The following is a 23,518-nucleotide window of genomic DNA, read 5'->3' as shown; positions in this document are numbered from 1 at the left end:
TGCTTTTTACTGCCCGGCGGTCACCTCGATACGCTTCGCTACTCGGTGACCGGGTGATGTCGCTCGTCGAGTAACGGAGTGTATCGAGACGAACGGGGGCGGTTGCAGAGTAGGACGAAGTCCGTATCGAAAAAGGAAATCTTTAACATCACCCCGTTGCGTCAAATAAAAAAGTACTCGAAATTCGAATCATTGCCTCATAAAAAAAAGTACTCAAAAATTCCATACAGTTTCCTCCAAATTTTTGTTTTTTACATTCTTTTTCTTTTGAAGGCTGTAAAGTTTTCTCTGGCAAGCTGTAATTTTTTGTCTTAGGTGAAACAAATCGAGAGCCTTATAAAGCCTTGTTAGGCGTTCCTTTTGTGCCTCACTTACATAAGAGCTTTCTAAAAGCCGGGTAGAGGAGTTTTAATATCATCATGCTTCTTTTGCACCTTGCTTCCGATTCTCTTTTTCTCTGTCATTTTCATAACCGGTTGAAAAAAGTTGGCATAAAGCCTGAGATACGCATAGAGTCGGTTCAAGTAGTAGACTTCTTCCTCGGTATCGTAGCGAAAGTACCCAACATTCTGGCGGACTATGGAATAGTTTTTCTGCTCAACGTAGCAGTTATCATTGGAACGGGAGCTTCTTCCCCTTGTAAATTTTATCTGGTGCTTCTCACACCAATCGCGTAGAGGATGATTAATAAATTCAGCACCGGTATCAGAATCAATTCCCCGTAACTCAAAAGGAAGTCTTCTTTGGACTTTTTCTATGGCTTCTCTTACCCATTTTGAAGCTTTGTTTTTGATTGCCACAAGTTCTGTCCAACCGCTCCAAACATCCACCATATTTAATGTTTGAGCAAAATCTCCCCGGCTATTTCCTCCCTCATGGGCAACCAGATCAATCTCCATAAAACCAGGGCAATTTTCATCCCACTCTGCCCACGTGCGTATAGCTATTTGTTGCTTTAACAACGTTCCAGGTTTTGTGCCTTTTCGTCCTTTTATCTCAAGCTTTTTACGCTCATGTTTCAAAAGTCGGTCAATACTTGAGGCACTTATATGGCGCAAGTTCTCTATGGCCTGTGGAGAACCGTGGAGATGCCCGTTTGCTAAGAGATTATCTAAAACTTCATTTAAAATTGGCTTTAAACGTTTGCCACACATGTAGTTTTCAATTTCCCAGACCTTTTTTAGAAGTTTTAGTTCCTCTTCGCCGAATTTTTTCTTTCTGCCAGGTCTTTTGCCCTTCTTGGCTATGTCGGCTTTAAGGTAATTTTTCTTGCCTACATAGATGGTTTTTCCGTGCTGCCTCAAGAGCCTGGCGGCATAGTTTCGATTTTTTAGGCCTGTTATCCTCACAAAATAATCCAGTATCTCCATTTTTTCCTTTTTGCTGGCTTTTTGATATTGTTTTGCCGTTTCCCTGTAAATAGGTCTCCTTTCAAACATCGCTAATTCCACCTTTTACCTCCAGTTCTTTGAACTGGATTATTTTACACAAATTTAAAGTACTTTTTTATTTTGAAGCAACGTTCCCTTTTCGAGTACTTTTATTATGAAGCAATTCGATCACTTGACAAAACTTTTTTTTGCCTTAAGATATAAGGGGAGGATGGATGGAAGAACAGTTTGTTACTTTTTTTGTTGGCGACAAGCTTTTTGCTGTCAACATCTTTGATGTTCGAGAAGTCGTCCGTTTTGAGAAGATTATACCCATACCGGATGCTCCGGCATATGTAGAAGGAGTAGCGAATCTTCGGGGTATCGTGCTTCCGGTTATTGCGCTTCGGAAACGATTGGGGTTTGGGGAGACCGACCTGAGCCGAGCAAAGATCGTTGTGGTAATGGTGGAGGATATTCTTGTGGGAATGCTCGTTGATCAGATTGATCGGGTGATCCACGTAAGCAAAGATCATATTCAAGATGCTGCAGGGCTTTCACTTTCGGGGGCAGCCCAGCATTTTGTGGATGGTATTATTCAACAGGGGGAGGAGATCATCTACCGTGTAGATATTCGGCGCCTTTTTACTGTAGAAATGAGGGATTTTCTTGAGAAAAAGATAGTGGAATAATTGATTTTTTTTAGAGTTTACAGTATAGTAAAGGAGATAATTTTTATTGAGGAGGCATGATATATGAGAAAACTCATGAGTGTTTTGTTGGTTTTGGTTGCGGGTTTGGGTTTTGCCCAGCAAACGACGGCTCCTGATTTCCCGGCGGAAAGTACGTCAAACGTGGTAGTGACCGAAGATCAACCTGTTCAGCCGGCGGTAACTGAAGAGAAACCTGTTCAAGCCACGGGTTCTGTTGTCTACAATGATGGCAAGGTAGACTATGTTGCTGCCAATGCTAAGTTTGTGATTAGCGCCGAGGATAAGGGATCTGGTGTCAAGGCAATCTACATCATGGTAGACAATTCCCTCGCAGGCAAGTATGTCGATCCGATTTCTTTTACCACTGAAGGGAAGCATACCATTGGGTATCGTTCGGAAGACAACGTTGGGAATCTCTCTGCATTCAAGATGTATGAGGTGGTCGTTGATCTCTCGGCTCCTGAGGTAAAGATTGCATCTGACAAAAAGGTGGTGGCTCTTGGCGATGCTCTGTATGTGGGACGTGGCACTTCCTTTACCCTCGTTGCCAATGATAAGTACTCCGGGGTCAAGATGGCAGAGTACGCCGTGGGAGAAGGGGCTTTTGCTACGTATGGCGGCGCTATCACTCTTCCTGAGCAGAATGGCTTCCAGACGATCCGCTATCGTGCTACAGACAATGTGGGCAACACCTCTGAAATCAAAACATATACCGTTTATGTTGATCTGAATGCTCCCAAGGTTTCTCTCTCTGTTGATCCTGCTGCTTTTGAAAAAGATGGGGTGAAGTATGTACCGGCCGGTGCTCGTGTTTCTCTCGAAGCTTCCGATGCTGAAACGGCTGTTGCAGAGATTTTGTACTCTCTTGATGATGGAGAGTATGTTGCTTATAACTTCCCCATTGTACTTTCTGCTGGTACCCACACGGTAAAGGCAAAGGCAGTTGACCTTGTTGGCAATGTAAGCGAAGAGGTAAGCCTCACCCTGGTGGTTGATGCTGATGAGCCCACAGGCGAGCTGATTCCTACCCAGAAGTAATTATTGTGATTTCTATGTAAGGGCTGTCTAGCAGGACAGCCCTTCTTTTTTGAGGGGTATGTTATGCACGAGTTTCTGCAGTCATTGGTAAACTACGAGAAGGGACTTTTGAAGTATCAGATGGAGCATTTTGATCCCCAGCGTGTGGGAGAAATGCTTTCGAGTGCGGGCTTTTCATATGATCACGTGCGTATCTTTCATGTTGCCGGGACCAAGGGCAAGGGAAGTACCTCAACCTATCTTGCGAGAATTCTTGAGGGAGTCTTTCCCAAAGTAGGACTGTACACCTCGCCCCATCTTTTCAGGGTGGAGGAGAGGATCCGTCTCAATGGAGAGATGATCCATCCCTTTGAACTTGATGCCCTGATTGGGCAGTGGCAGGATCTTATCCAAGAGTATGAGTGCTCATTTTTTGAGGCGATGACATTTCTCGCCATGGTGTATTTTCTCAGGCAGGGATGTGAGGCGGTGGTGCTGGAGACAGGAATGGGAGGGAGGCTTGATGCGACAAATTTTGTTGAGCGTCCTGCCGCGTGTGTGATTACCAGGATAGGGTATGATCACACCAAGTTTCTGGGAGATACACTTGAAAAAATCGCCCGGGAAAAAGCAGGGATTATCAAGCCGTCTACTCTGGTGGTTTCTGCAGAACAGGAGGGAGAGGTTAGGCAAGTGCTTGAAAAAACAGCCCATGAACAAGGGGCAAAGCTTGTCTATGCTGGCAGGGGGTATGAGCTTGTGGAGGTGTCACGTGAGCGTTGGGTGTACCGTTTTCCCGATGGGGATCTCTGGGAAACCAGGCAGTGGGGAGAGGTTTTTGGGGAGAATTTTCTGGTTGCCATGGAGGTCATGAAACAGTTGTCTTTTCCTGTTTCGAGGGAGGTAATGAGAAAAGCTTTTTATGATCCGATTCCTTTTCGCATGTGGTACAGGGAACCATTTGTTTTTGATGTGGCTCACAACGAGGATTCCTTTCGGGCTCTTTTTGCTACTCTTGAAAAGATCCCGGGAGAAAAGGATCTCTACCTGGGAATTCTTGAGGAAAAGGATCTTGAACGCATAGCTTCCGTGATTCGAAAGTCGCGGGGATTGTTTCAAAAGGTGGTTTGTTTTGATTTTGCCTCTTCAAGGCCATCGGGGGGAAAAAGGCTTGCCATGCTGTTGGGCGAAGGGGTGGAGTACTGTGCTCAGGTGCCCGGAGTGGTAAATCCAGAAAGGCTTGTGGTGGTGGCAGGGTCTTTTTACTGGGCGGAGGAGTTTTTTCGTCTTCATGGGCTATCACACGATGAAGTCTGGAAAAGTTGAAAGAAATTGTTTTTTTGTTTACAATAATCGCATAAAATGAGGGAAGATATGAAGACAGTGGTGATTATTCCGACCTACAATGAACGAGAGAATATCGAAAAGCTTATTCCCGTTGTTTTGACACAGGGGGAGAATATCCACGTGCTTGTTGTGGATGACAATTCTCCTGATGGGACCGCTTCGGTTGTACAGAAAATGAGGGAGAAAAATCCACGGGTTCACTGTCTGGTGCGGGAGAAAAAAGAGGGCCTCGGAAGGGCATATATTGCAGGTATGCGATGGGCGCTCGAGTCTTCAGAAGGGTTTGAGATCTTTATTGAGATGGATGCGGATTTCTCCCATGATCCGGGGGAGCTTTTTCTCTTTTTTGACGCTTTTGCAAAGGGTGCTGATGTTGTTTGTGGCTCTCGCTATACCCACGGAGTGCGGGTGCTCAACTGGGATTTGAAACGACTTTTGTTGAGTCTGGGGGGAAATGTCTATGCTCGTTTTGCGACGGGGGTGCCTTTAACGGACCTCACAGGAGGGTATAACGGATACACGCGACAGGCTCTTGAGAAGATAGATCTCTCGTCGATACGATCCAATGGCTATGCCTTTCAGATAGAGATGAAGGCCAAGGCTTATTATCATGGGCTTCGGGTGGTAGAGGTACCAATTATTTTTCGTGATCGGTATGAGGGAACGACCAAGATGCACTCTGGCATCGTCAACGAGGCTCTTTTTCAGTGCTGGGCTATCCGTTTTTCAAAGTACAGGATCCGCAGGTCAAGACCAGTAGCTTGAGAGGGGTCTTTCTTTGAGTTTCTTTTCTCTCTCTTTGTAGTCGGGGAGGATCGTAGCTACAACCTTCCAGAAGTTTTTCTGGTGGTGTTTTTCTCTGGTGTGGACCAGTTCATGGACAACCACATAGTCGATGAGCTCAATGGGGAAAAAGATGAGACGCCACGAGAGGCTAATCTGATTTTTGGCCGAACAGGAACCGTAGCGCTTTTTGGCTGAGGATATCCGTAGTCCTTTGTAAGTAAAACCATGCGCTGTACAATAGAGATTGAGTCTTTCGGTGAAAAGGTCCCGGGCTTGCTTTTTATACCAGTTTTCGAGACTCTTTTGAATCTCATGGTGTTGATTGCGGGGGAAAAGAATCTCCTTTTGTGTCCAGACAGGCTGTTTTACATCAGCAAAGATCAAAGGATAGGGATGGCCAAGGTAGAAAATCTCGCAGCCTTCATGGAGACGGCCGTGAAAGGGAGGATGTTTTGCAAGGGATGTTTGTTTTTTTTGAATCCAGGATGAGTGTTTTTTGATGATCTTTTCGATTTCTGTATCGGGGACATGTTGGGGACAGCGAACCTCTACTCCCCCATCGGGGAGAATATGGATCGAGATGGTTTTTCGTTTAGAACGAATAACACGCAGCGAGAAGTCCATAGTTAAATAATAAGTCCGTAGATCATATTTACTGCGCCTAGAAGAATATCATACACCATGATGGTCACGGCAGTGGAAACGATGAGAAAACTGAGGGCAGGCACGATATCTTTTCCTACCACACGCTGATTCTGGAAGGTGAGTCCAAAACCAGCGCAGAGGATGATAATCACGATGGTCATGATGTAGTACGATATCTTAAAGAACATCAGGATCCCGATATGGTAAAAGTTGATGTGAGAACCGTAGACGTAATCGTTGTATCGGAGAACATGAATCAGGCTGATATCTTCAAGGTTTCCATGGGCTCTCAGAGAATACACGGCATCGATAGGATAGGGGAGGGTGATTTTTTTTACATTGTACCCCTTTTGCCCGGTCAGGTTACCGTTTTTGTATTCGTAAACGCGTGCTGAAAGGGCATAGAGATCAGTCTGGTAAGCTTTGATCTGGGGAGCAATAAACACATAATCCAGTTTTCCCTGGTTATCAAAAGCGACAATCTTGAAGTTGATTCCATAATAGATTTCGCCGGGTGCCTTGTAAAGCTTTTCAAAGGAGAGAAAGGTGTTTTTTTGAGCAAAGGCGAGGTTTTCTTTGGAAACGAACCAGGAGATATTGGCAAATTCAGCCGCACTTACATTTGTTGGATTGAGCTTGAGTTTGGGGAGGCTTTTGGCTTTTTTTGCCTGGAGGATGAGAGATTGTTGTTTGATTTCGGTGAAGGAGGGAACAGCAATCTCCTGAAGGACGATAGCGATACCCATAATGAGAAAGATGTACATAATGACAGAGCCCAAAGCATTTGTCTGTTGCATGCCACCCTGGAAAACGAGACCCCACAACAAGGCAAGGCCAGCTGAAATGGGGAGGTATGTGTAGATCAGTCTGATAGTGGCAATAAGGGCATCAAGGTTTTGCAGTTTAGCAAATTGCAAAAAATAGATAAAGCCAACTACTCCAACAACAAGAACGATGAGAAAGAGATAGAGAAAAAACTGGCTAAGTTTTTTCATGGTGACTCCTTAGGCCCGTTTTGGGAGACCGTTTTTGAGAATGAGTAGACCGTACCCTAAGAAAAGCGCGAGGATACCCATCAGCAAACTGGGGAAAGCAACCCGTAACAGACCAAATCGTATACCAAAACTCATGAGGGATATAAAACTCAGGAAATGAGGGAAACTAAACCATGCCGCTACTCCGATAAGGATAAAAAATGAACGAAGAAGCATCTGGATCTGGGGTTCTTTGAGATAGAGGGAGAGGCCCGCAAGCATGGAGAAGTACCCTACTGACATGAAAAGAATTCCCAAGAGGGAGCTTACCAACCCCCAACTGTAAAATGTTTGATGGAAGACCTCCCGGAGTTTACGAACATACGCAAAATACGCTTCAAAGAAAATCCTGGTAAAACCTGTCTCCTGAAAGGCAGGTGCTTTTTCTTTGAGAGGGAGACTAAATACTTCGGATGATGGGGTAAAGCTTGCATCCCCAACACGAGAAACCGCCTGGATGGTGAGGGTTGTTGCATTTGTTTTCCACGAAGAAGCAAGGTAGATGTCCCCTGTAAAGACGAGATGACGACCTTTGTTTTCAGCGAGGTAGACCTGGGTTTTCCCGTAAGGGGTAATGTAGCCTGTTTGGGGGAGAGGTTTGATAGAGAGGGGTTCATAGTGCATAAAATCTACAAAATCAAGACGGAAAAAGAAAAATAACAAAAGTAAAAGAGCATTTATACCTCCGAGAATGGGCATAACCCTCAGCATAAAGAAGGTGTCAGAGGTTTCAATCTTGGCAAAAAAGATGAGTGTGGTGAAGATAGCAACAAGTGGCAGTGAATGGACAAGCAGAAGACCGTAGTTTGCAAGGGCAGCAAGGAGGATATCCTGTTGACCACGAAACTTCATCCCCAAAAGAAGATAAAAAAAGTAGAAGAGCCCCAGAAAAGCCATATACACAAAGGTTGTAAGAAGGGTACGAGCATATTTTTTTATCAATTCAAGGTATATCAAGCGAAACCTCCTGCATGTATCTTAAACCGGATACTTTTGTATTCTATCGGCAAGAGGGTGTAAAAAAATTGAGTTTTTGCACGAGAAAAATATTTTTTTAAGAATTTCCATTTTTTTCTCAAAAAGAGGTATATATAAGTAAGAATCTTCTATCACAGGGATGGAAAAGGTTTTTTCCATTGAGGAAGATATGTTTTGTATGTTTTGCCAGAGAAAAGTTTATACATTTTACACTAAAAAAAAATCGAAAAGATGATAAAGAAAGAGGATGCCTATGCTGCGGAAAAACAGATGGATGGTATGGCTTTTTGCCATACTTTGGGTAAGTAAGGTATGGGGTTATGTGTACTTTGAGGATTTTAGTTCTCCCAATGGAAACTGGCAGTACAAGTTTCTCTACTCTTTGCAGGCGGGGATACATAATGAAATCAATGATCTCACCGTAGGGCCTTCAGGGGGAGTTCTCTCTTTTGCTGGTACGAGAGTGACAGAAGAGTATTATACCGAGCTTTTTGGGGCTTATAGCAGGTATACCAATGTTCGCTTCTCGGCCACGCCTGAAAAGCCTTTTGGTTTTGAAATTACGCGAACGCTTCTTTCTCTCGATAGTGATATTGGCTGGTATGCGGAATCGGGCCGAAAAAAAGCTGCTTTTGATGTAGGAATTATCCAGTATGATCCGTCGGTCACAACAATTTCTAACAGGTATGTCAATTCTATCTTTTTCTCTGAGATTTTTCATCCGAGACTTTCAGGAGAACCAGATACACAGCCGAGAAGCTACTGGTCAGTAAACGAGGGTCTTTCTCCGGGTAACGCTTTGGATGTTTCAGCTCTTTCCCGTCCTGATGTGTCTGGGGGTGATGATCTAAGAGGTATCCTTAACTGGTCTTATGACGAGCGGTGGGGAGCAAATACCATAGAGGATGACAAAGGCACCCTTAATATTTATTCCAATAATAACAATCACATAAAGATTCGTGTCACGATAGATGGGGAGTTTGCTTCTCTCTATATCAATCCCAATCCCAATGGTACCTCTCAGCAGAACTGGAATGGAACGAGTACCACCTATCCCAATACTTTTTATCTTGTGAAACGGGTTCCCGTAATTTTTTCGAATGAATTGATGGTGATGTTTGGGCTGGCCAATAACCGTGAAGATGCTGAGCGTCTTCTTCTTAAGGTAGACAATTTTACGATCCGCACTGTCGCGGCAAGCAACGTGGCAGAAATCTCCCCCGTGATGACCAAGGCCGGGACAACCAATGCCCTGCGTATAGCGATTCACCCCTGGTTTTCGACGGTCAACGAGGCAGGGGTCCAGGAGGTGTATATCGACCTGCCGGAGAGCTATCTCACCTACACCAACTGGACAGCCTTTACCAATCAGGTGGGAGTGTTCTGGGCACAAACCAATGGGCAGACCATCTATCGTACCTTTAATAGACAATGGGGAGATGCTAACCCCCCGACTGGAACGGTGGCTCTCTCCGTAAAAGAGAATGGCAAACGCCTCAAGATACGCTTTAATGCCGCAGCAACTCCCGATGTTTTCCATCCCAATTATAGTGGTTTTGGGGGAAGTATTGCTACAACCCACCAGTACATGATCTATATCGTGGTGAGCAACTTTTCCACCCCTTCTACAGGGGACGTCGTGGGGAAGACCATCCAGGTGTATGTGAATAATGAAAAGTATGCGGATACCACGTGGACGACGAACGCCACGACAGGACCAGCACGAGCCTATGCGGGGAATGTGACCCATTTTGGAGGAACTTTCCTTGACAACAATACCCTGACGTTTCGTACGGCAAATGATCCGGTGGGGATAGCTTCTATCCGACCTCATTTCGTCTATGAGGGGGAGTCCAAGACATGGTTTGTGGATATTGCGGCAAAAAATACGAACGAAACGGCGGATAATAATGCAGATATTTGCCATGTAGATATTCTCTTGCCGGTGGGATTTGCACTTGATCCTGTCTCCTTGCAGAGTTCGGTATGTTCGAGTAGTTCTATTACCTATGATTCTGCTCAACGAAAGATTTCTCTTTTTTACTCCAATGAAAACAAGGTGCTGGCAGCAGGGAGCGGGAACGATACGATAAGCTTCTTGAATCTCACAACAACCAATCTCGATGTGCCTGCGCCAGGGACGAATGAACTCTCCAACCGTATTTATGTGATAAGCTATTCTGCTCTTCCGGGTACTAAACCGGTCACCAATGGGATAAGCATCTCGTATCCTACCCAGCATTTTCTTGTACGAAAGAAACCCCCAAAAGCCGAAGCCTATCAGACGCCAACGAATGTGAAAAATATTCTTTCCTCGGAGGAGTATACCTTTGTGCTCAAGAATCGAGGGGAGAACCCAGGAAATAACATTCACAAGGTGTTGATTCGCCTCGATAAACATATCACCAACGTCACGTCGGTAATCCCTACGCGGCAAGCCACCGTCTCGGTGACAACAAACATCACCAATGCCAATATTACCAATAACGAGGGATATCTCTGGATATTGCTCGACTACCGCAATCAGGGTACCAATATACCCAAGGATTATACGGAGGCAATTCGTTTTACGGGGTATGATGATGTGCGTTCCCTGACGAATGTCATTATATGGGCTACCAACATAGCGTATGTTGATAACGGTAACGGCGATGGTTGGACGGAAGTGAAAGAAGATACGGCCAATAGGTGGAGCTACTTCTTCTACACGCCTCCGGCTGAACTCAAGGCAGCCCTTCTCTCGCCGTTGAATGAAGACGGCGTAGCGGATGCCTGGTACAATCACCATCATTATGTCGACGAAAATACTCCCTTTTATGTGCGACTCGCTGTACGTAATGCAGGGGAAAAGGACAATACCATCTTTCGGATCAAGGTGATTTTCCCCCACGGCGTTACCAATGTGCTTTATCCTTCTTCTCTCCTTGTGGGATCGAATCAGATCAGTCTTTCGACGACCAATGGAGGAAGTAACTGGGTGATGGATATTGCCTACACCAATACCGTTGCTCTCTGGTCGGGGAGTAACGATATTATCAGTTTCTATCTGATGGACAATATCTCTCTTCCCACCAATGTCAATATTCTTCTGTTTGCGCGAAACACGACGAATTTTGTACCCGCCGAGAACGATGGAGCAGATAATACTGAGCTACGGTTTATCTATCCACGGCCAAAAGCAAAGGGAGCCGTGAATGTGCCGGGAGGCTTTATCGATGCCGCAACCAACCAGTATATGATTTCATATGTAATATCAAACGAAGGCTCCATAGAGAACCTTATTAAATCGGTGTATCTTCTTCTTCCCACAAACTATATCACCAATATTATAAACGTTTCCTCTGCTCTTGGTGGAGTTTATGCTGGTTTTCAACCGCATGCCTTGGGATATTATCGGGTAGTGGTGCAGTATGCCAATCAGTTCTGGGGTGGCAAAACAGATACCATTAGTTTTACCATGCAGGATAAAGTAGAAACAGAGGCAGAGTTTACCCTTGCTGCCTGTGTTTCCAATCAGCGTATGTGGACCAATGGGATTCCTGTGTTAGACAATGGCACGCAAAAGGTTTCTATTGTTCCCCCTCCCACATTTTATGAGTATGCTGTCCTTCCTACGGTTCTTTATAGAAGTTACAATGGAAAAACCAATACCAATGTCATTCGCCTCTCGGTGAAAAATCTCGGCTGGGGAAGTAACCGACTGGAATGGCTGAGAATTTTCCTTCCTGCGGCGGTATCCAACCAGATCTTCAAAGTAAGTAACGCTCTTCTCGGAACGAATGCACCAGGAGCAGCTATGAGTTTTACCACCTTTGGAGGGACCAATGTTATAGAGATCAACTATAAACTCTCGAATACCAATATTCCGCCGGGAACCACAGATGATTTTTATATCTATGTGGCAGTGAGAACCAATATCCTGGCAACAAACGTGATCGTGGTGCATGCGGCTAACAATTCTACCAATACCAATGGCTCTCCGAAATGGACGAATTATTATAATGGTTCTTCTCTTCTCTCCGGCACGAATGTGATTTCTCTCGTTGATCCTGTTCGTTTCTTTGTGTTGCCCGGCGAAGTTTCTACACCTGCGGCTTCCGCGATTTACTCTAATCGTATCGAGAATGGTCTTGAGAATGGGGGCAGGCTTGTTTCTGCCGTCGAGATAGAGTATCCTTCATCGTTCTTTACCAATCTTCAGGTGATTTCAACCATTGGCAATGCTACGGTGAATGGAACAAAAGTACGGATCGATTATCCTTACGGGCTTATGCCAAACAATGGAGAGTGGGTGGTTATCCGAGGATATGATAGTTGGACGACTGGAGATACCAATTTTTCGGTCACTGTGCGTGTCTGGTATACGAACAACGCTTCTTATACCAATATAGCGGTAGTGCGTGAGGGGTACACCAATGTCGTAGCTTTTATCCATCCCTATGCCCAGGTATGGGTAGCAAGTTCTCCCAATGTGGTGGGTCAGGATTTTATCACCAATCGTTACACCTTTACCGTTACCAATGTTGGTGGGGAAGGGAATGAAGTGTACTGGCTAAAGATTGTGCTTCCGAGCGGGATCATCACCAATGTTTCCGGTTGGAGTTCGTTGAGACCTGCTTCGATGGCTCAGAGTAATGGTGCCCTGTGGATAAAGTATACCACGCCTCTTCCTGTAAATGGGTATGATGAGATAAGTTGCTGGGGATGGGATGCCATCGCTCCTCCTCAAGAGACCAATGTAACCTGGCAGGTGTATGCGGATAATACGGTGAATTATTCTAAACCGGGGTTAGCATGGATATATCCAAACCGAAGTCTTGATCTTTCCATTGTTCAACCAGGGTATCGTGCAGCAGCCTATCTTGAAGCGACGAATGCACTCTCGCTTACTGAGACCAATGTGATTTTAACCACAGAGACAAACAATGGGTTACGGTTCTATCTGTATAACAACAGCAGTGAGGGGAATAATATTCGATGGGTCCGTATTCCTATTCCCTCGCCGGGCACCCTTCTTGTAACCAATGCGCTCACCTTTACGAATCTCAGAGCAAATGTGATAAGGGCTTTCACCAATGGAGCTCTTTGGCTCGACTATCGGAGTGCACCTCTTCTTCCCACGGAAAGCGATGAGATATGGGTCCAACTTCATGATCGAGTATTCTACAGTAATACCAATATCCCCTGGACGGTGGAGGCTGCCTACGATAGCACTGATGACAAATTCAAAGAGGTTTCTGTCCAGCCAGGGCGAAGTCTTGAGGTGAGGTATGTTGCTCCAGAACCGAAGGTAATGGCGTTCCTTACCCCAGACAAGGTGTACATGGACAGAAAATTCTTTTCTCTTACCTTGATTCTCTCCAATGCCGGGGTATCGACGAGTGTCATAGACCAGGTGGAGATCAGGCTCCCCTTAGAATTGACAAATGGTTTTGCTATAAGCCGCGTTTCCAATACCACGGCGACGGTAACAAACTACAATAATGGTGTTCTTACTCTTGGTTATGGGATACCGATCCTTGCAGGAGCAAAAGATACCGTGGTTCTCTGGGTTTCCAATACTTTTGGAGGTCCGGCAACACGTGGTTTGGGTATCAGGGTGAGGAGTTTTGTTACAAACGCCGGCGTAGCCGGAGAAACAAATGTGACCGTTTCCTCTATGCCGGTGTATCATGTTTATGTAAATGATCAAGAAGGTGTGAGCGATATCGATTCCACTACGCATAGTAACAGGGTGGTAGTGTATGTAGCAAATACCGTTTCTGCAGACCTTCCTATCACCAGGCTGAAGATATCGTTACCTTCGGTTTTCACCAACAGGATGAACACCCTGAGTCGCAAGATAGGTTCTTCCTTTATCACAGGTCATCCTACCAATATCCTGGTAAATTATCAAAGTGCAGGGAATCTTCTCGGCGCAGGCGAGTATGATGTCCTCAAAAACGACGTGTTGGACAACTTTGAGGTAGGGTATGCTACTCATGCCGTCCAGGTGTGGGTAGAGGATCCCTGGGGATATCTTCCTGTACCGCTTGCTTCGGAAAAGACAAATCTCGTACGATTCTTTATGCCCCTTCCTCAAGCAGTTCAGTGGCTTGATACGAGTGGTATTTATATCACCACGGGGCGTTCCAATCTTACCATTTTTATTTCTAACAGAGCGACAACGGCAAACACCATTTCGAATGTGATGATTACGCTTCCCGAGGGTCTTGTGGATATTCAGGATTTTTCGAGTACCAGAGGAAGTGTAAGTTACGAGGGAAGCACCCATAGCTTGCGGGTAAACTATGGAGTGGGGCTTTCTTCAAATGTTTGTGACCAGGTAAGTTTCAGTTTCAGTAATACCTATGGGGCACCGACAAATCTGCCGTTTGTGGTACGGGCTTCTCATCTTGCCGATCATGAGACGGTAGTGCCTTCTCTCGTGGGAGAGGGGTACAGTCTCCTCAGTGTGAATTATCCCCCGGTAACGGTAGAGGGGTATTTTGTAGGAGATAACGCCCTTTATATTGTGGAAACTGAAGGAGTACTTACCTATCGTGTATTAAATAGAACCTTTAAGAGCCATGTCTCGAGACTTCTTCTAACCTTTGAAACCAATACGCTGGAAGTTTTTTCCAATATTGTGATTTCCAATACGCGTGCTACAGTGACAAGGCTTGAGACGAATTCCAATCAGTTTTTGCTTACCTATCCGATGGGGGAGGGATTAAATACGCTTGAAAATGAGGATCTCAAGATTCACTTTGCCTATATTCTTACAAACACAGGGATAGTGCCGGTACGGAGTGAGGCAGATCTTGTCTCTGTAGGACCAGGCGGCACAAACCTGAATGGTGTCTCTACGCTGTCTCTGGATTCTACCAAGAAATGGCTGGTGATTACCAATTCTACGTGGGGAATTGTTGTGGGAAAGGTATTTCCCGGAAAGAAGCTGGTATACGTGAAGATGTACGAAAGAGATGGTACAACTATTGGTCTTGATGATGAGGGAAATCCTCTCTCTGGTACTATCCAGTTGGGGACAGGGGATTATCGTCTCCCTCATGTACCTGAGGGAAATTATATCCTTGAATTTGCTGCACCCTATTATCGCCAGTTAAGGACAAATATTTTTGTTCCTGCAAACCAGACGGTTTGGGTGCCCATTATAGCGATGCGCAATGCGCCGCTTCTGGGAGGGGAGGATGAGGTTCAGGCGGTAGAGTGTTACGAAGAAACCAACAGTATGATTGTCTTCCCGGGGAATTCAGTGGGCAGGGAGTTTTCTGTTGACATCACGCGGGTTCCACTGATAGCGGAGCAGAAGCGTAACCTCACCGAGAACAAGACGGTGAAAGCTCCTTCCACCACGGAGAACATGTATGGGTACCGTTTTGCCCTCAACACGAGAGACGATAAGCCCATGGATGGAGCTATTGTGAAACGTGATGCTATCCTCTATCTTGCCTATGATCCGGTGGATATTGCTTCTCGTGGCTGGAGTGAACAGGATCTTGCGATCTACTACTGGGATGACAATGGGCTGCATCCACGATGGGTGAGGATCGGAGGCGAGGTAGATACGACGGCGAAGCGAGTGGTAGCTCGTGTAAGCTATGTGCATAGCTTGTACGGTGTCTTTAGCCGTGCTGGTGAAGAGAGGCCCGGTATAATCACGGCTGTGACGCTTCGACCAAAGGTATTTACCCCCAGTAGGTCTGGGGACGGCTACTACGGTTCGATCCGTGTGACGATGGAGTTTAGGGAGGCAGTAAATCGCTACGAGGTCAAGATCTTTGATCTCAAGGGCAATCTCATCCGACGGTTTATCCGTGAGGATGGGCCGTATACGCAGGGTGAGATAGCCTGGGATGGCAAAGACACGGAAGGCTACGATGTGAAAAATGGTGTGTACGTGTACAAGATATATGCCGGTGGTGAGACCTACAGTGGTACGCTGGTGATTGCACGGTAGGAGGTGGAGTATGAAGGCAATGAGATATATATTCTTTCTCACCCTTGTGGTAAGCATGTGGGGTCGATCGCTCTACTATTATCAAGATTTCTCAAATCCGGCGATGGATGCTACCAACTACAACGGCGGTGGCTGGCGGTGGAATTTCCGGATGGCACGCGATATGATTGCTCATGATATATACAATGATCATGGTGGGGGAGGGGGGCCGGATAATACGGCACTGGTGAGGAGAGGTCCGAATCTTTTGGAGGTTTATGGAAGGCCAAACAATGGTGCCCTCTGGTGGAACACATGGTACATTGGTGATGGGGCGAAGTTTACCCCTGCTGGTGCGGGTCTCGGGACGATCAATGCGACGCCTGAGGAGCCTTTTGGCTTTACAGTGATCCGGTATACGAATAGTCTTGATCAGCGTGCTTATACGGGGGCAGGTGGGAGTCAGAAATGGGTATATATGGGAGTATGGATAGCAAGTGACAATGGGACATCCCAGCCGTACGAACGATGGGAGGATTTTGCGTACTTTTTTGAGAAGTCTGCATTGGATGGAAGTGATAATGTTCTTCCCAGCACGTATGGGTATTTTGCTGGCTATGAGAATATTGTGCCTTTTTCTTCGCTTCTTACGGATATAGATGGGAATACAGTCGGAACGATTCTGAACGTGACCAATACTTTTCAAAGGACCTATGATGATAGAAATGAAACCACCTATCTTAATACTCCCGCCTATCATTTTACAGGGGGGAATGGGTATGTTAATCCAGTAGTGCGTCCTCTTGGGATTCGTGTGACCCATGATGGGCGCAAGGTGAGTTTCTACGTCAACTACAATCCTCTTGGGACGACCCCCAATCTGAGTAATGCGTGGGTCAAGGTAGGGGAAAAGGAGGTGACGTGGACTACAAATCTCGTTGCTTTTCTCGGGACAGAAACCTGTTATTGGGGTTCAGGGCATACGGAGACCCAGTTTGATCACTTCCTCATCCGTACGGTGGCAAGCAACGTGATGGCTCAGATCTCTCCAATCCGGGCAATGACCAACCGGTCGATACCTTTTAAACTCACCATCAATGTTACCACCCATCCTAACGATAGTGGGGTGCAGGAGATTTATGTCAAAAAACCGGTCGGGTATGGTGCCTGGAACACGGCTGGGGTAGCGGTCACCAATAGCCAGTATGGAGGACTTCAGAATAATGGGGCCTCCCCACCGGCAAGTGGGCGTTTTCAGGTGAAAGAACTTCCTTCGGGAGAGTTGTATATACGTTTCTGGGCTCAGAGTAAGACGAGCCATAACATTGTGACCAATGGAACAATTGATATCTACTTTACCTTGACGACACCCTCTACCCCCAATCCAGCAGGGGACAATTTTGAGGTTTATGTGGATAGTGTGAAGCACACGGATACCGCGCAAGATAGTATCTTTGATGCGGTGAACGGACTTCCCTATGCTACGACAGGACGCCAGAAAGCCCGTGAGGCTTTCTCTGAAAGTTTGCGGGTCCAGGTTTACCGAGCCCCTGAGGCGTATGCCAAGGTAGAGTATACCCCCGTACCTTTGATTGTTGGGACAGAAGAGAGTAGTTTTACTGTCAAGCTTTCAACGGAGGGTCTTCCTGATATTCCACCTATTTCAGCGGCAAGGATTTACGTGCCTGATGGCTTCACGGTTTCTAATAACGGGGGAGGAAAGACCAACATCGTCTCTACTGCTCTTGGAGTGGTGCCGAGTTATCGGAATATCTGGATCACCAATCTCAATGGGAGTAACTTTATATGGATCTGGTATACTAATCTCAGTGGTGGTGGACTTCCTCCTGGTGTTTCGCTTGATAGAATTAGTTTTACTGTCAATGGAACTCCTTCTCTTGCTCCCGGGATGGTGTATTCCAATTTCCTCTGGCAAGTTGAAGTGGATAGTAGTGCACTTGTAAGTGGAGCGCTCTGGAAAAAAGCAGGGACAAACGCTGTCTATACCTCTCAACTGGTGAGAGTAGCACTCTCCAACGCTCAGGTGGCAGGTTTTATTGATCCATCCGAGGTGGCTATCAGGCCTGTTTACCAGAGTAACGCCATTCGTTATACCTATACCCTCAAAAACGAAGGAAAGCCGGGGAATGTGATCTACAGTGTGAAAATTGATATTCCCGGTGTGTACTCTAACAACTCTCTTAGTAATGTGAGTCTCACTCCTTCGGGAACATGGGCATATTCAAACAATGCCCTCTGGGTGACCTACACAACCCCTCTTGACAGCGATCAGGTCTCAACGATCCAGTTCTTTGCAGCGTTTACCAATACGAATGTCAAGGGAAGTGCGGAGTTTGCTGAATTTAAGCTCTATGCCGATAATGGGAATTCAGCCGGCTATGTCCTTCAGTACGAAAACGCTCCCAAAACGTGGCGGGTAACTATTGCCCCACCCGTACCAAAAGCAGAGCATAGCATCCTCTGGCTCAAGGATAGCCAGACGACAAATAGCCCCCTCTTTACCACAGCTCATGTAAGTAACCGTTTCCTGCACACCCTGTACAACATAAGCTCATCGGGGGTTGATATTCTCTCGGCTCAGATTCTTTTCCCCACGAACCTTATTGCGAGTATCTCCAATGTTTCAAGTGGTAAAGCCACAAATGTAAGCTTGACGACCAACAGCGGCTGGTTTGTGATAACGTTGAAGTATGCCGCGAACTCCGTGAAATCCTTCTATGATGATGTGGCACAATCAAAGGATACTATCGAGATATATCTCGCTGATCGTATTACGCTTCCTACAAATTTTGTGGTGCCCATGTATGTCTTTAAGACGCCTTCGCCGACGAATGACATCTACTCTTCCAATGCGGCAACGATAGGGCTTTTCTATCAGGGGTCAAATAAGATCTATGTGGAGTATCCTATCCCTGAAGCGGCTCAGGGGATTTTGCCCGGGGATATTGATGTAACCACAGAGACGAACAGGATGAGTTTTGTGCTGAGTAATTTTGGACTTGTGGGAAATACGCTTTATCGTTGTACGATAACCATTCCCACCAATATTTCCACAAACCTGAGAAATTTCACCCTCACCAACAAGAGTGGGACCTCTCTGGGGACACCTTCCTACAATCCACTTACGGGCAGTGTGACGATGGTGTTCTCTTCACCTGTTGATGGAGGACAACAGGCCTATCTTCACTTTGATATGATTGATCACGTAAGTGACAGGGATCTGTTGAATGTGGGCTTTACGGTTTCAGTAAGTAACCAGAGGGGATGGTTTACCATCACCAATGTGGCTGATGGGTACTACGGCAGTATAAATTTCAGACTTCCTAAACCACGGGGGGGGATCCGTGTTCTCCCGAATGTTTTCTACGTGAACACGAATGGTCCTGCGGTGATCACCCAGGATATGGTGATTACGGTCACAAACAGTGGTTTTGCGGGGGATAAGATCCAGGAAGTGTTACTTGTAATTCCATCGGTTTTGACGAATACCGTCCTCTGGGTCCATAGTAGCCGGTTAGGTTTTTCCTCAACAAACAGTGGCTTCTTTACCTTAACACCTACCAATATCCTGATAACCTATTCAGGAACTCACGTTTTGACGGGGGGAAGTAGTGACCAGCTTAGGGTAACCTTTGTGATCCAGAATCGACATCTCCTTCCACAACTAGGAGAGTGGGAAGGGCTGGCATACAACGGATTTGTCGACTATGGGACAATTCCAGAGACAAGGTATTTCCCATTAACGAATGTGTGGAGTGTTGGTGAAAGAAAAGTTTACGGCACAGCCATGGGACATGCTCTGGTGAATCCCACTTCTCTTCCCAGAACCATGACCAACGGAAGTATGACCATAATCCTGACCAATGGTATTGCTCAAGGGATGGCTCTTCGAGCCGTATCTATTGCTATTCCCGAGCCATTTGTTGTGATAACCAACTCGTTGACAGTTGATGGAATACCCGCTGCCCGAACGATCTCCAATAACAAAATCTGGGTGGATTTTGGGGAAAATGGAATGCCCGCTGGGGCAAGATTTGCCCTTCTTTTCAACTGGAAGAAACCTATTCTTGCCGATCCTACGAATGTTTCGTGGAGGACAGAGGTCTACTATCTGTCCAATTGGCAGATGGTGCCGCAGGATGCCCTCCAGATGACAGAACAGACAGTTACTCATGTGATGCCCGTATTGTATGCCACGGTGTCTCCTACGGAGGTAAACAAGGATCTGGATAACGTAGCATATACCCTTGTAGTTTCAAACGGTGGAGAGCCAGGAAACAGGATCCCCCTGATTCGGCTCTGGATCCCTGAAACAAACGGCCAAAAGGTGATTACCAACATGACCGCAATGAGCTCAAGTCGTGGGGCAACTCTTATCTGGTCTAATGATCAGCACCTCTATCTTGTGTATACCAATGTTGGATGGCTGGATCCTGGTCAAAAGGATACCATTACCTTTACAGGGTGGGACAATCAGACGACAGCCACCTTTGAAGGACAGTGGAAACTCTACGCAAGTGGAGCCCTGTGGGAACCCCTCACCAATCGTGAACGAGAAAATACAGGACAACTTCCCGGATCTCTTGTTTTGAGGTTTGTGGTACCGCCATACAATACGACGTATGCTGTACCCCCCAATTCCTTGAATACCGTGAAACTTACCAACGTGCTTACCATCGAGTTACAGAATATCAGCAGTCGTTCGGAGGATGATATCACCAATGTGAGAGTCCATCTCCCATGGCCGCTGACCAATGTGGTGTCTGTCCAGAGTTCCAAGATGTCCGGCTATACCGTGGGGATGTTTACCAATGAGGTACGAACAAATCGTATAGTTGTGGTGAACTATTCAGCCGGGCGCATGAAGCCTTCCTCCAATGATACGCTGGTCCTTACTCTCATAGATACTCTTGAGCAAGGAGAAACCAACGTCTGGATAGAGATTGAGAGTAGGTTCTCTACCTCAGGAAATACCTTTGTGTCGGGGATTCTTGCACCGAATTCGACCAATCTCGTGAGATTTGTGATGCCCCTTCCTGAGGCACGCATCCTGCTGGCTGAAAATGAGGTGTACACTACCCATCGAAAGGTAACTCTCGTTTGGAGTATCTCTAATAGTGGAGAGAGGGAAAATACAATCAAGCAGGTTGTGCTTACCGTACCACAAGCTTTTACCAATGGTTTGACAGTGGCATCTATCCTCACCAATGGCTGGATCACCAACATAAGTGTGATAGGTTCTAGTAATATCCGCTTGATGCTTTCGAACCTCCTGCCAAACAGGGTTTGTGAGTTTAAACTTGTTCTTTCAAACATTCTCACTAATGCCCAGACTGTTTCTAATTGGCGAATCTCCCTTTCGAATGGGTATTATGAGACAAATATGAGCTTTGTGGTGCTGGTGAAAGATGCCCCGTCGGCTATCGTTTCTCCTCAGACGGTCTATTCCACAAGGAGTAATCATTATGTGAATGTGATTGTAGAAAACAACGCAAGTGGTGTTTCTTCTCTCAAGAAAGTAAAGGTGACGGTACCGAACTTCTTTACCAATATTGTTTCTGTCACGTCTTCCAGAGTGGCTGTGATTACTCAAGGAGGGAATACTGTGACTTTTGATTATGCCGAACCACTTCTCAAGGGTGAAAGTGATACGCTTTCGTTCACGCTGATGGATGCCACAAACTTTATCTCTACCAATATCCTCTGGGATGTTGAGGTAGACAATGGAAATGGTTGGGCGAAGGCAAAAGAGAAAGATGTGGGGAGCTTACTGCAAACGGTGAAAAGAGAAATTCCGCAACCCAGCTATTCCTGGATTACAACCTGGTATGTGAGTGGTGTTATCGGCAAAACAAATCTGGCAGCAGTGGTAGTAAGTAACGCGGGGGAGGAGGAAAACGGGATTCTGACAAATGAGATTCTTCTGCCGGAAAAGATGCGTTCGGTTATTCCGGGGACGGTACAAGTTTCGTATCCTGGTGCAGCCGTTTCCTGGGTAGGAAATGAGAGGATAAGGGTTGTGTATCCTGCTGGTGGACTTTTACCCGGGCAGACCAATCTTCTCACCTTCCAGTTTACGAATCTTGTTGAGCAACCTGAGCGTGTTATAGTCCAGATGTACGCTTATAATGGTGCAGAAATGGGCGCTTATTCGCAGCAGTTTATAGATTTTGAAGCAGCCCAGCTTGATTCTGAGGGGTATGTCGAGAACCACCAGATTCTTTATAGCATTGATCATGATGCTGTCATCAGGTATGTAGTTCGCAATGGTTCTTACAACCGTCCTATCAAGAAACTTCTTCTTAACTTTGATAATGAAAAACTTCATGTTCTTAATATTCGCTCGGCAAATTTGCAGAGGAGTCTAGCCTATACGACGAACTCCACAAATCTTTTGATAGATTATGAAAATGATGCTATTCCTGATCAGAATGGACAGGACACGGTGGAGATCTTTGTTACCTATACCAATATAGTGAATTGGACAAACGATATGTCTTCCTGGGTCTGGTATCAAGGGGCAAGTGTATGGGCTATCACGAAACCCTCAGTAGGGGAAACAAATATTCTTCCTGTGCTTCTTGCTGACTTTGGGAGGGTGAAAGGAGTGATTTTGCCAGGATTTGCCAACCCCTCTATAAAACTCTACAAGAAAGGAACTTCTGTTCTTGCTCAGGATAAGTTTGGTGCCGACCTTGTTGTTGGGGCAGATCTTAGCGGAGCCTACACCCTTGATTTTGTGATGCCAGGAGAATATGATATCGGGTTTATTGGCAAGAATTATATTGAAATTCGGAAGACAGGAATAACGGTTGTTTCGAATATCGTCACCAACATCGGGACGAACAAGATGGAGCATGATCTTTTGAGTCCGGATGCGACTGGAGAACAGACGGTGGTATGTCTGGATGACATGGAGACGGCGATCACGTTCCCATCCGGGACGATAGGGGAGAACTTCCGACTGGATATCTGGATTACGAACATGACACCTGAGCAGCAGGCAGCGACGGAACAGAAACCCATCCAAGTACCTCTTGACAAGGCCAATGCGAAGGCGTGGATATTTGTGATACGGAATGCGAAGGGCGAGGAACAGCCCGAGCAGTGGCTCAAGAATGATGCGACGATTACGATAGCGTATGATCCGGCGTACATCAGTGCGCAGGGCTGGAGCGAGGAGAAGCTCTCAGTGTACTACTGGCGTGCCACGACGAAGCAGTGGGTAAAGCTTGGAGGAGTAGTGGATAGGAATGCGCATACGATAAAAGTGAAGGTGAGCTATCTCCACAAGTACTACACGGTGATGGCAGACAGTGCTGAGAAGGTGAAGGAGGGCTTTATCAGTGTACGTGTGGATCCGAAGGTATTTACGCCGCGCCGTGGAGGGCGAGAGGTGCAGAACATGAAGCTTTCGATAGTGTTTGAGCAGCCTGTGGAGAAGTATGTAGTCAAGATCTATGATCTGAAAGGGAACCTTGTGTATAAAGTGGAGAGGAGTGGAGAGTTTGCAAGTGGAGAGGTTTATTGGGATGGCAAGGATCTCTCCGGGTATGATGTTGCTGGTGGGGTGTATGTGTACAAGATTGAGGCAGGAGGGCATGTGTACAGTGGAACGATTGTGATAGCAAGATAAGAAGAATAAAAAAGCCCGGCACACAGCCGGGC

Annotated in this window: 10 protein-coding genes; 6 read left to right on the top strand and 4 right to left on the bottom strand. The window is 46.1% G+C overall.

Going from position 1 to position 23,518, the window contains the following annotated elements:
* Positions 1-386: 386 nt before the first annotated feature.
* The gene (locus KDW03_RS01830; RefSeq protein ID WP_271435698.1) at positions 387-1,439 is read right to left on the bottom strand and encodes an integrase catalytic domain-containing protein; all 1,053 of its coding nucleotides are present in this window, start codon (positions 1,437-1,439) and stop codon (positions 387-389) included.
* Positions 1,440-1,606: 167 nt separating this feature from the next.
* Here KDW03_RS01830 and KDW03_RS01825 point away from each other — a divergent pair, with 167 nt between their 5' ends.
* The 4 genes from KDW03_RS01825 to KDW03_RS01810 all read left to right on the top strand — a co-directional run bounded on the left by KDW03_RS01825 (position 1,607) and on the right by KDW03_RS01810 (position 5,212).
* Positions 1,607-2,062: a chemotaxis protein CheW gene (locus KDW03_RS01825; protein WP_271435697.1), complete on the top strand. Its 456-nt coding sequence runs from the start codon at positions 1,607-1,609 to the stop codon at positions 2,060-2,062.
* 63 nt (positions 2,063-2,125) lie between these two features.
* Positions 2,126-3,121 carry an OmpL47-type beta-barrel domain-containing protein gene (locus KDW03_RS01820; RefSeq protein WP_271435696.1) on the top strand — a complete coding sequence of 332 codons (996 nt, stop codon included), beginning with the start codon at positions 2,126-2,128 and terminating at the stop codon, positions 3,119-3,121.
* Positions 3,122-3,184: 63 nt separating this feature from the next.
* Positions 3,185-4,426: a bifunctional folylpolyglutamate synthase/dihydrofolate synthase gene (locus KDW03_RS01815; protein WP_271435695.1), complete on the top strand. Its 1,242-nt coding sequence runs from the start codon at positions 3,185-3,187 to the stop codon at positions 4,424-4,426.
* A 48-nt stretch (positions 4,427-4,474) separates the two neighbouring features.
* Positions 4,475-5,212, top strand: coding sequence for a polyprenol monophosphomannose synthase (locus tag KDW03_RS01810; protein WP_271435694.1), 738 nt, complete (start codon positions 4,475-4,477; stop codon positions 5,210-5,212).
* On the opposite strand, the gene KDW03_RS01805 is transcribed toward KDW03_RS01810, so the two are convergent.
* From KDW03_RS01805 to KDW03_RS01795, 3 genes are read right to left on the bottom strand one after another with little or no spacing between them, the layout of a single operon-like run.
* A complete protein-coding gene (locus KDW03_RS01805) occupies positions 5,195-5,857 on the bottom strand; it encodes a M48 family metallopeptidase (protein ID WP_271435693.1) in 663 nt (220 codons plus the stop codon). The genes KDW03_RS01810 and KDW03_RS01805 overlap by 18 nt on opposite strands.
* 2 nt (positions 5,858-5,859) lie before the next feature.
* Positions 5,860-6,873, bottom strand: coding sequence for a hypothetical protein (locus tag KDW03_RS01800; RefSeq protein WP_271435692.1), 1,014 nt, complete (start codon positions 6,871-6,873; stop codon positions 5,860-5,862).
* Between the two features lie 9 nt (positions 6,874-6,882).
* Positions 6,883-7,869 carry a hypothetical protein gene (locus KDW03_RS01795; protein ID WP_271435691.1) on the bottom strand — a complete coding sequence of 329 codons (987 nt, stop codon included), beginning with the start codon at positions 7,867-7,869 and terminating at the stop codon, positions 6,883-6,885.
* Between the two features lie 274 nt (positions 7,870-8,143).
* On the opposite strand from KDW03_RS01795, the gene KDW03_RS01790 reads away from it, so the two are divergent.
* Entirely contained in the window at positions 8,144-15,850 is a 7,707-nt protein-coding gene (locus KDW03_RS01790; protein ID WP_271435690.1) for a hypothetical protein, read from the top strand.
* Positions 15,851-15,860: 10 nt separating this feature from the next.
* Positions 15,861-23,486 carry a FlgD immunoglobulin-like domain containing protein gene (locus tag KDW03_RS01785; RefSeq protein ID WP_271435689.1) on the top strand — a complete coding sequence of 2,542 codons (7,626 nt, stop codon included), beginning with the start codon at positions 15,861-15,863 and terminating at the stop codon, positions 23,484-23,486.
* The last annotated feature ends 32 nt before the right edge of the window (positions 23,487-23,518 follow it).

It is taken from the genome of Thermospira aquatica (genome assembly GCF_023525255.1).
GTDB lineage: Bacteria > Spirochaetota > Brevinematia > Brevinematales > Thermospiraceae > Thermospira > Thermospira aquatica.
This window is presented reverse-complemented; position numbering and strand designations above follow the sequence as displayed.

Bases quoted from the DNA above. Each gene is read 5' to 3' on its own strand.
- KDW03_RS01790 (WP_271435690.1), top strand. From the start codon at position 8,144: ATGCTGCGGAAAAACAGATGGATGGTATGGCTTTTTGCCATACTTTGG.
- KDW03_RS01800 (WP_271435692.1), bottom strand. From the start codon at position 6,873: ATGAAAAAACTTAGCCAGTTTTTTCTCTATCTCTTTCTCATCGTTCTT.
- KDW03_RS01820 (WP_271435696.1), top strand. From the start codon at position 2,126: ATGAGAAAACTCATGAGTGTTTTGTTGGTTTTGGTTGCGGGTTTGGGT.
- KDW03_RS01815 (WP_271435695.1), top strand. From the start codon at position 3,185: ATGCACGAGTTTCTGCAGTCATTGGTAAACTACGAGAAGGGACTTTTG.
- KDW03_RS01785 (WP_271435689.1), top strand. From the start codon at position 15,861: ATGAAGGCAATGAGATATATATTCTTTCTCACCCTTGTGGTAAGCATG.
- KDW03_RS01805 (WP_271435693.1), bottom strand. From the start codon at position 5,857: ATGGACTTCTCGCTGCGTGTTATTCGTTCTAAACGAAAAACCATCTCG.
- KDW03_RS01825 (WP_271435697.1), top strand. From the start codon at position 1,607: ATGGAAGAACAGTTTGTTACTTTTTTTGTTGGCGACAAGCTTTTTGCT.
- KDW03_RS01830 (WP_271435698.1), bottom strand. From the start codon at position 1,439: ATGTTTGAAAGGAGACCTATTTACAGGGAAACGGCAAAACAATATCAA.
- KDW03_RS01810 (WP_271435694.1), top strand. From the start codon at position 4,475: ATGAAGACAGTGGTGATTATTCCGACCTACAATGAACGAGAGAATATC.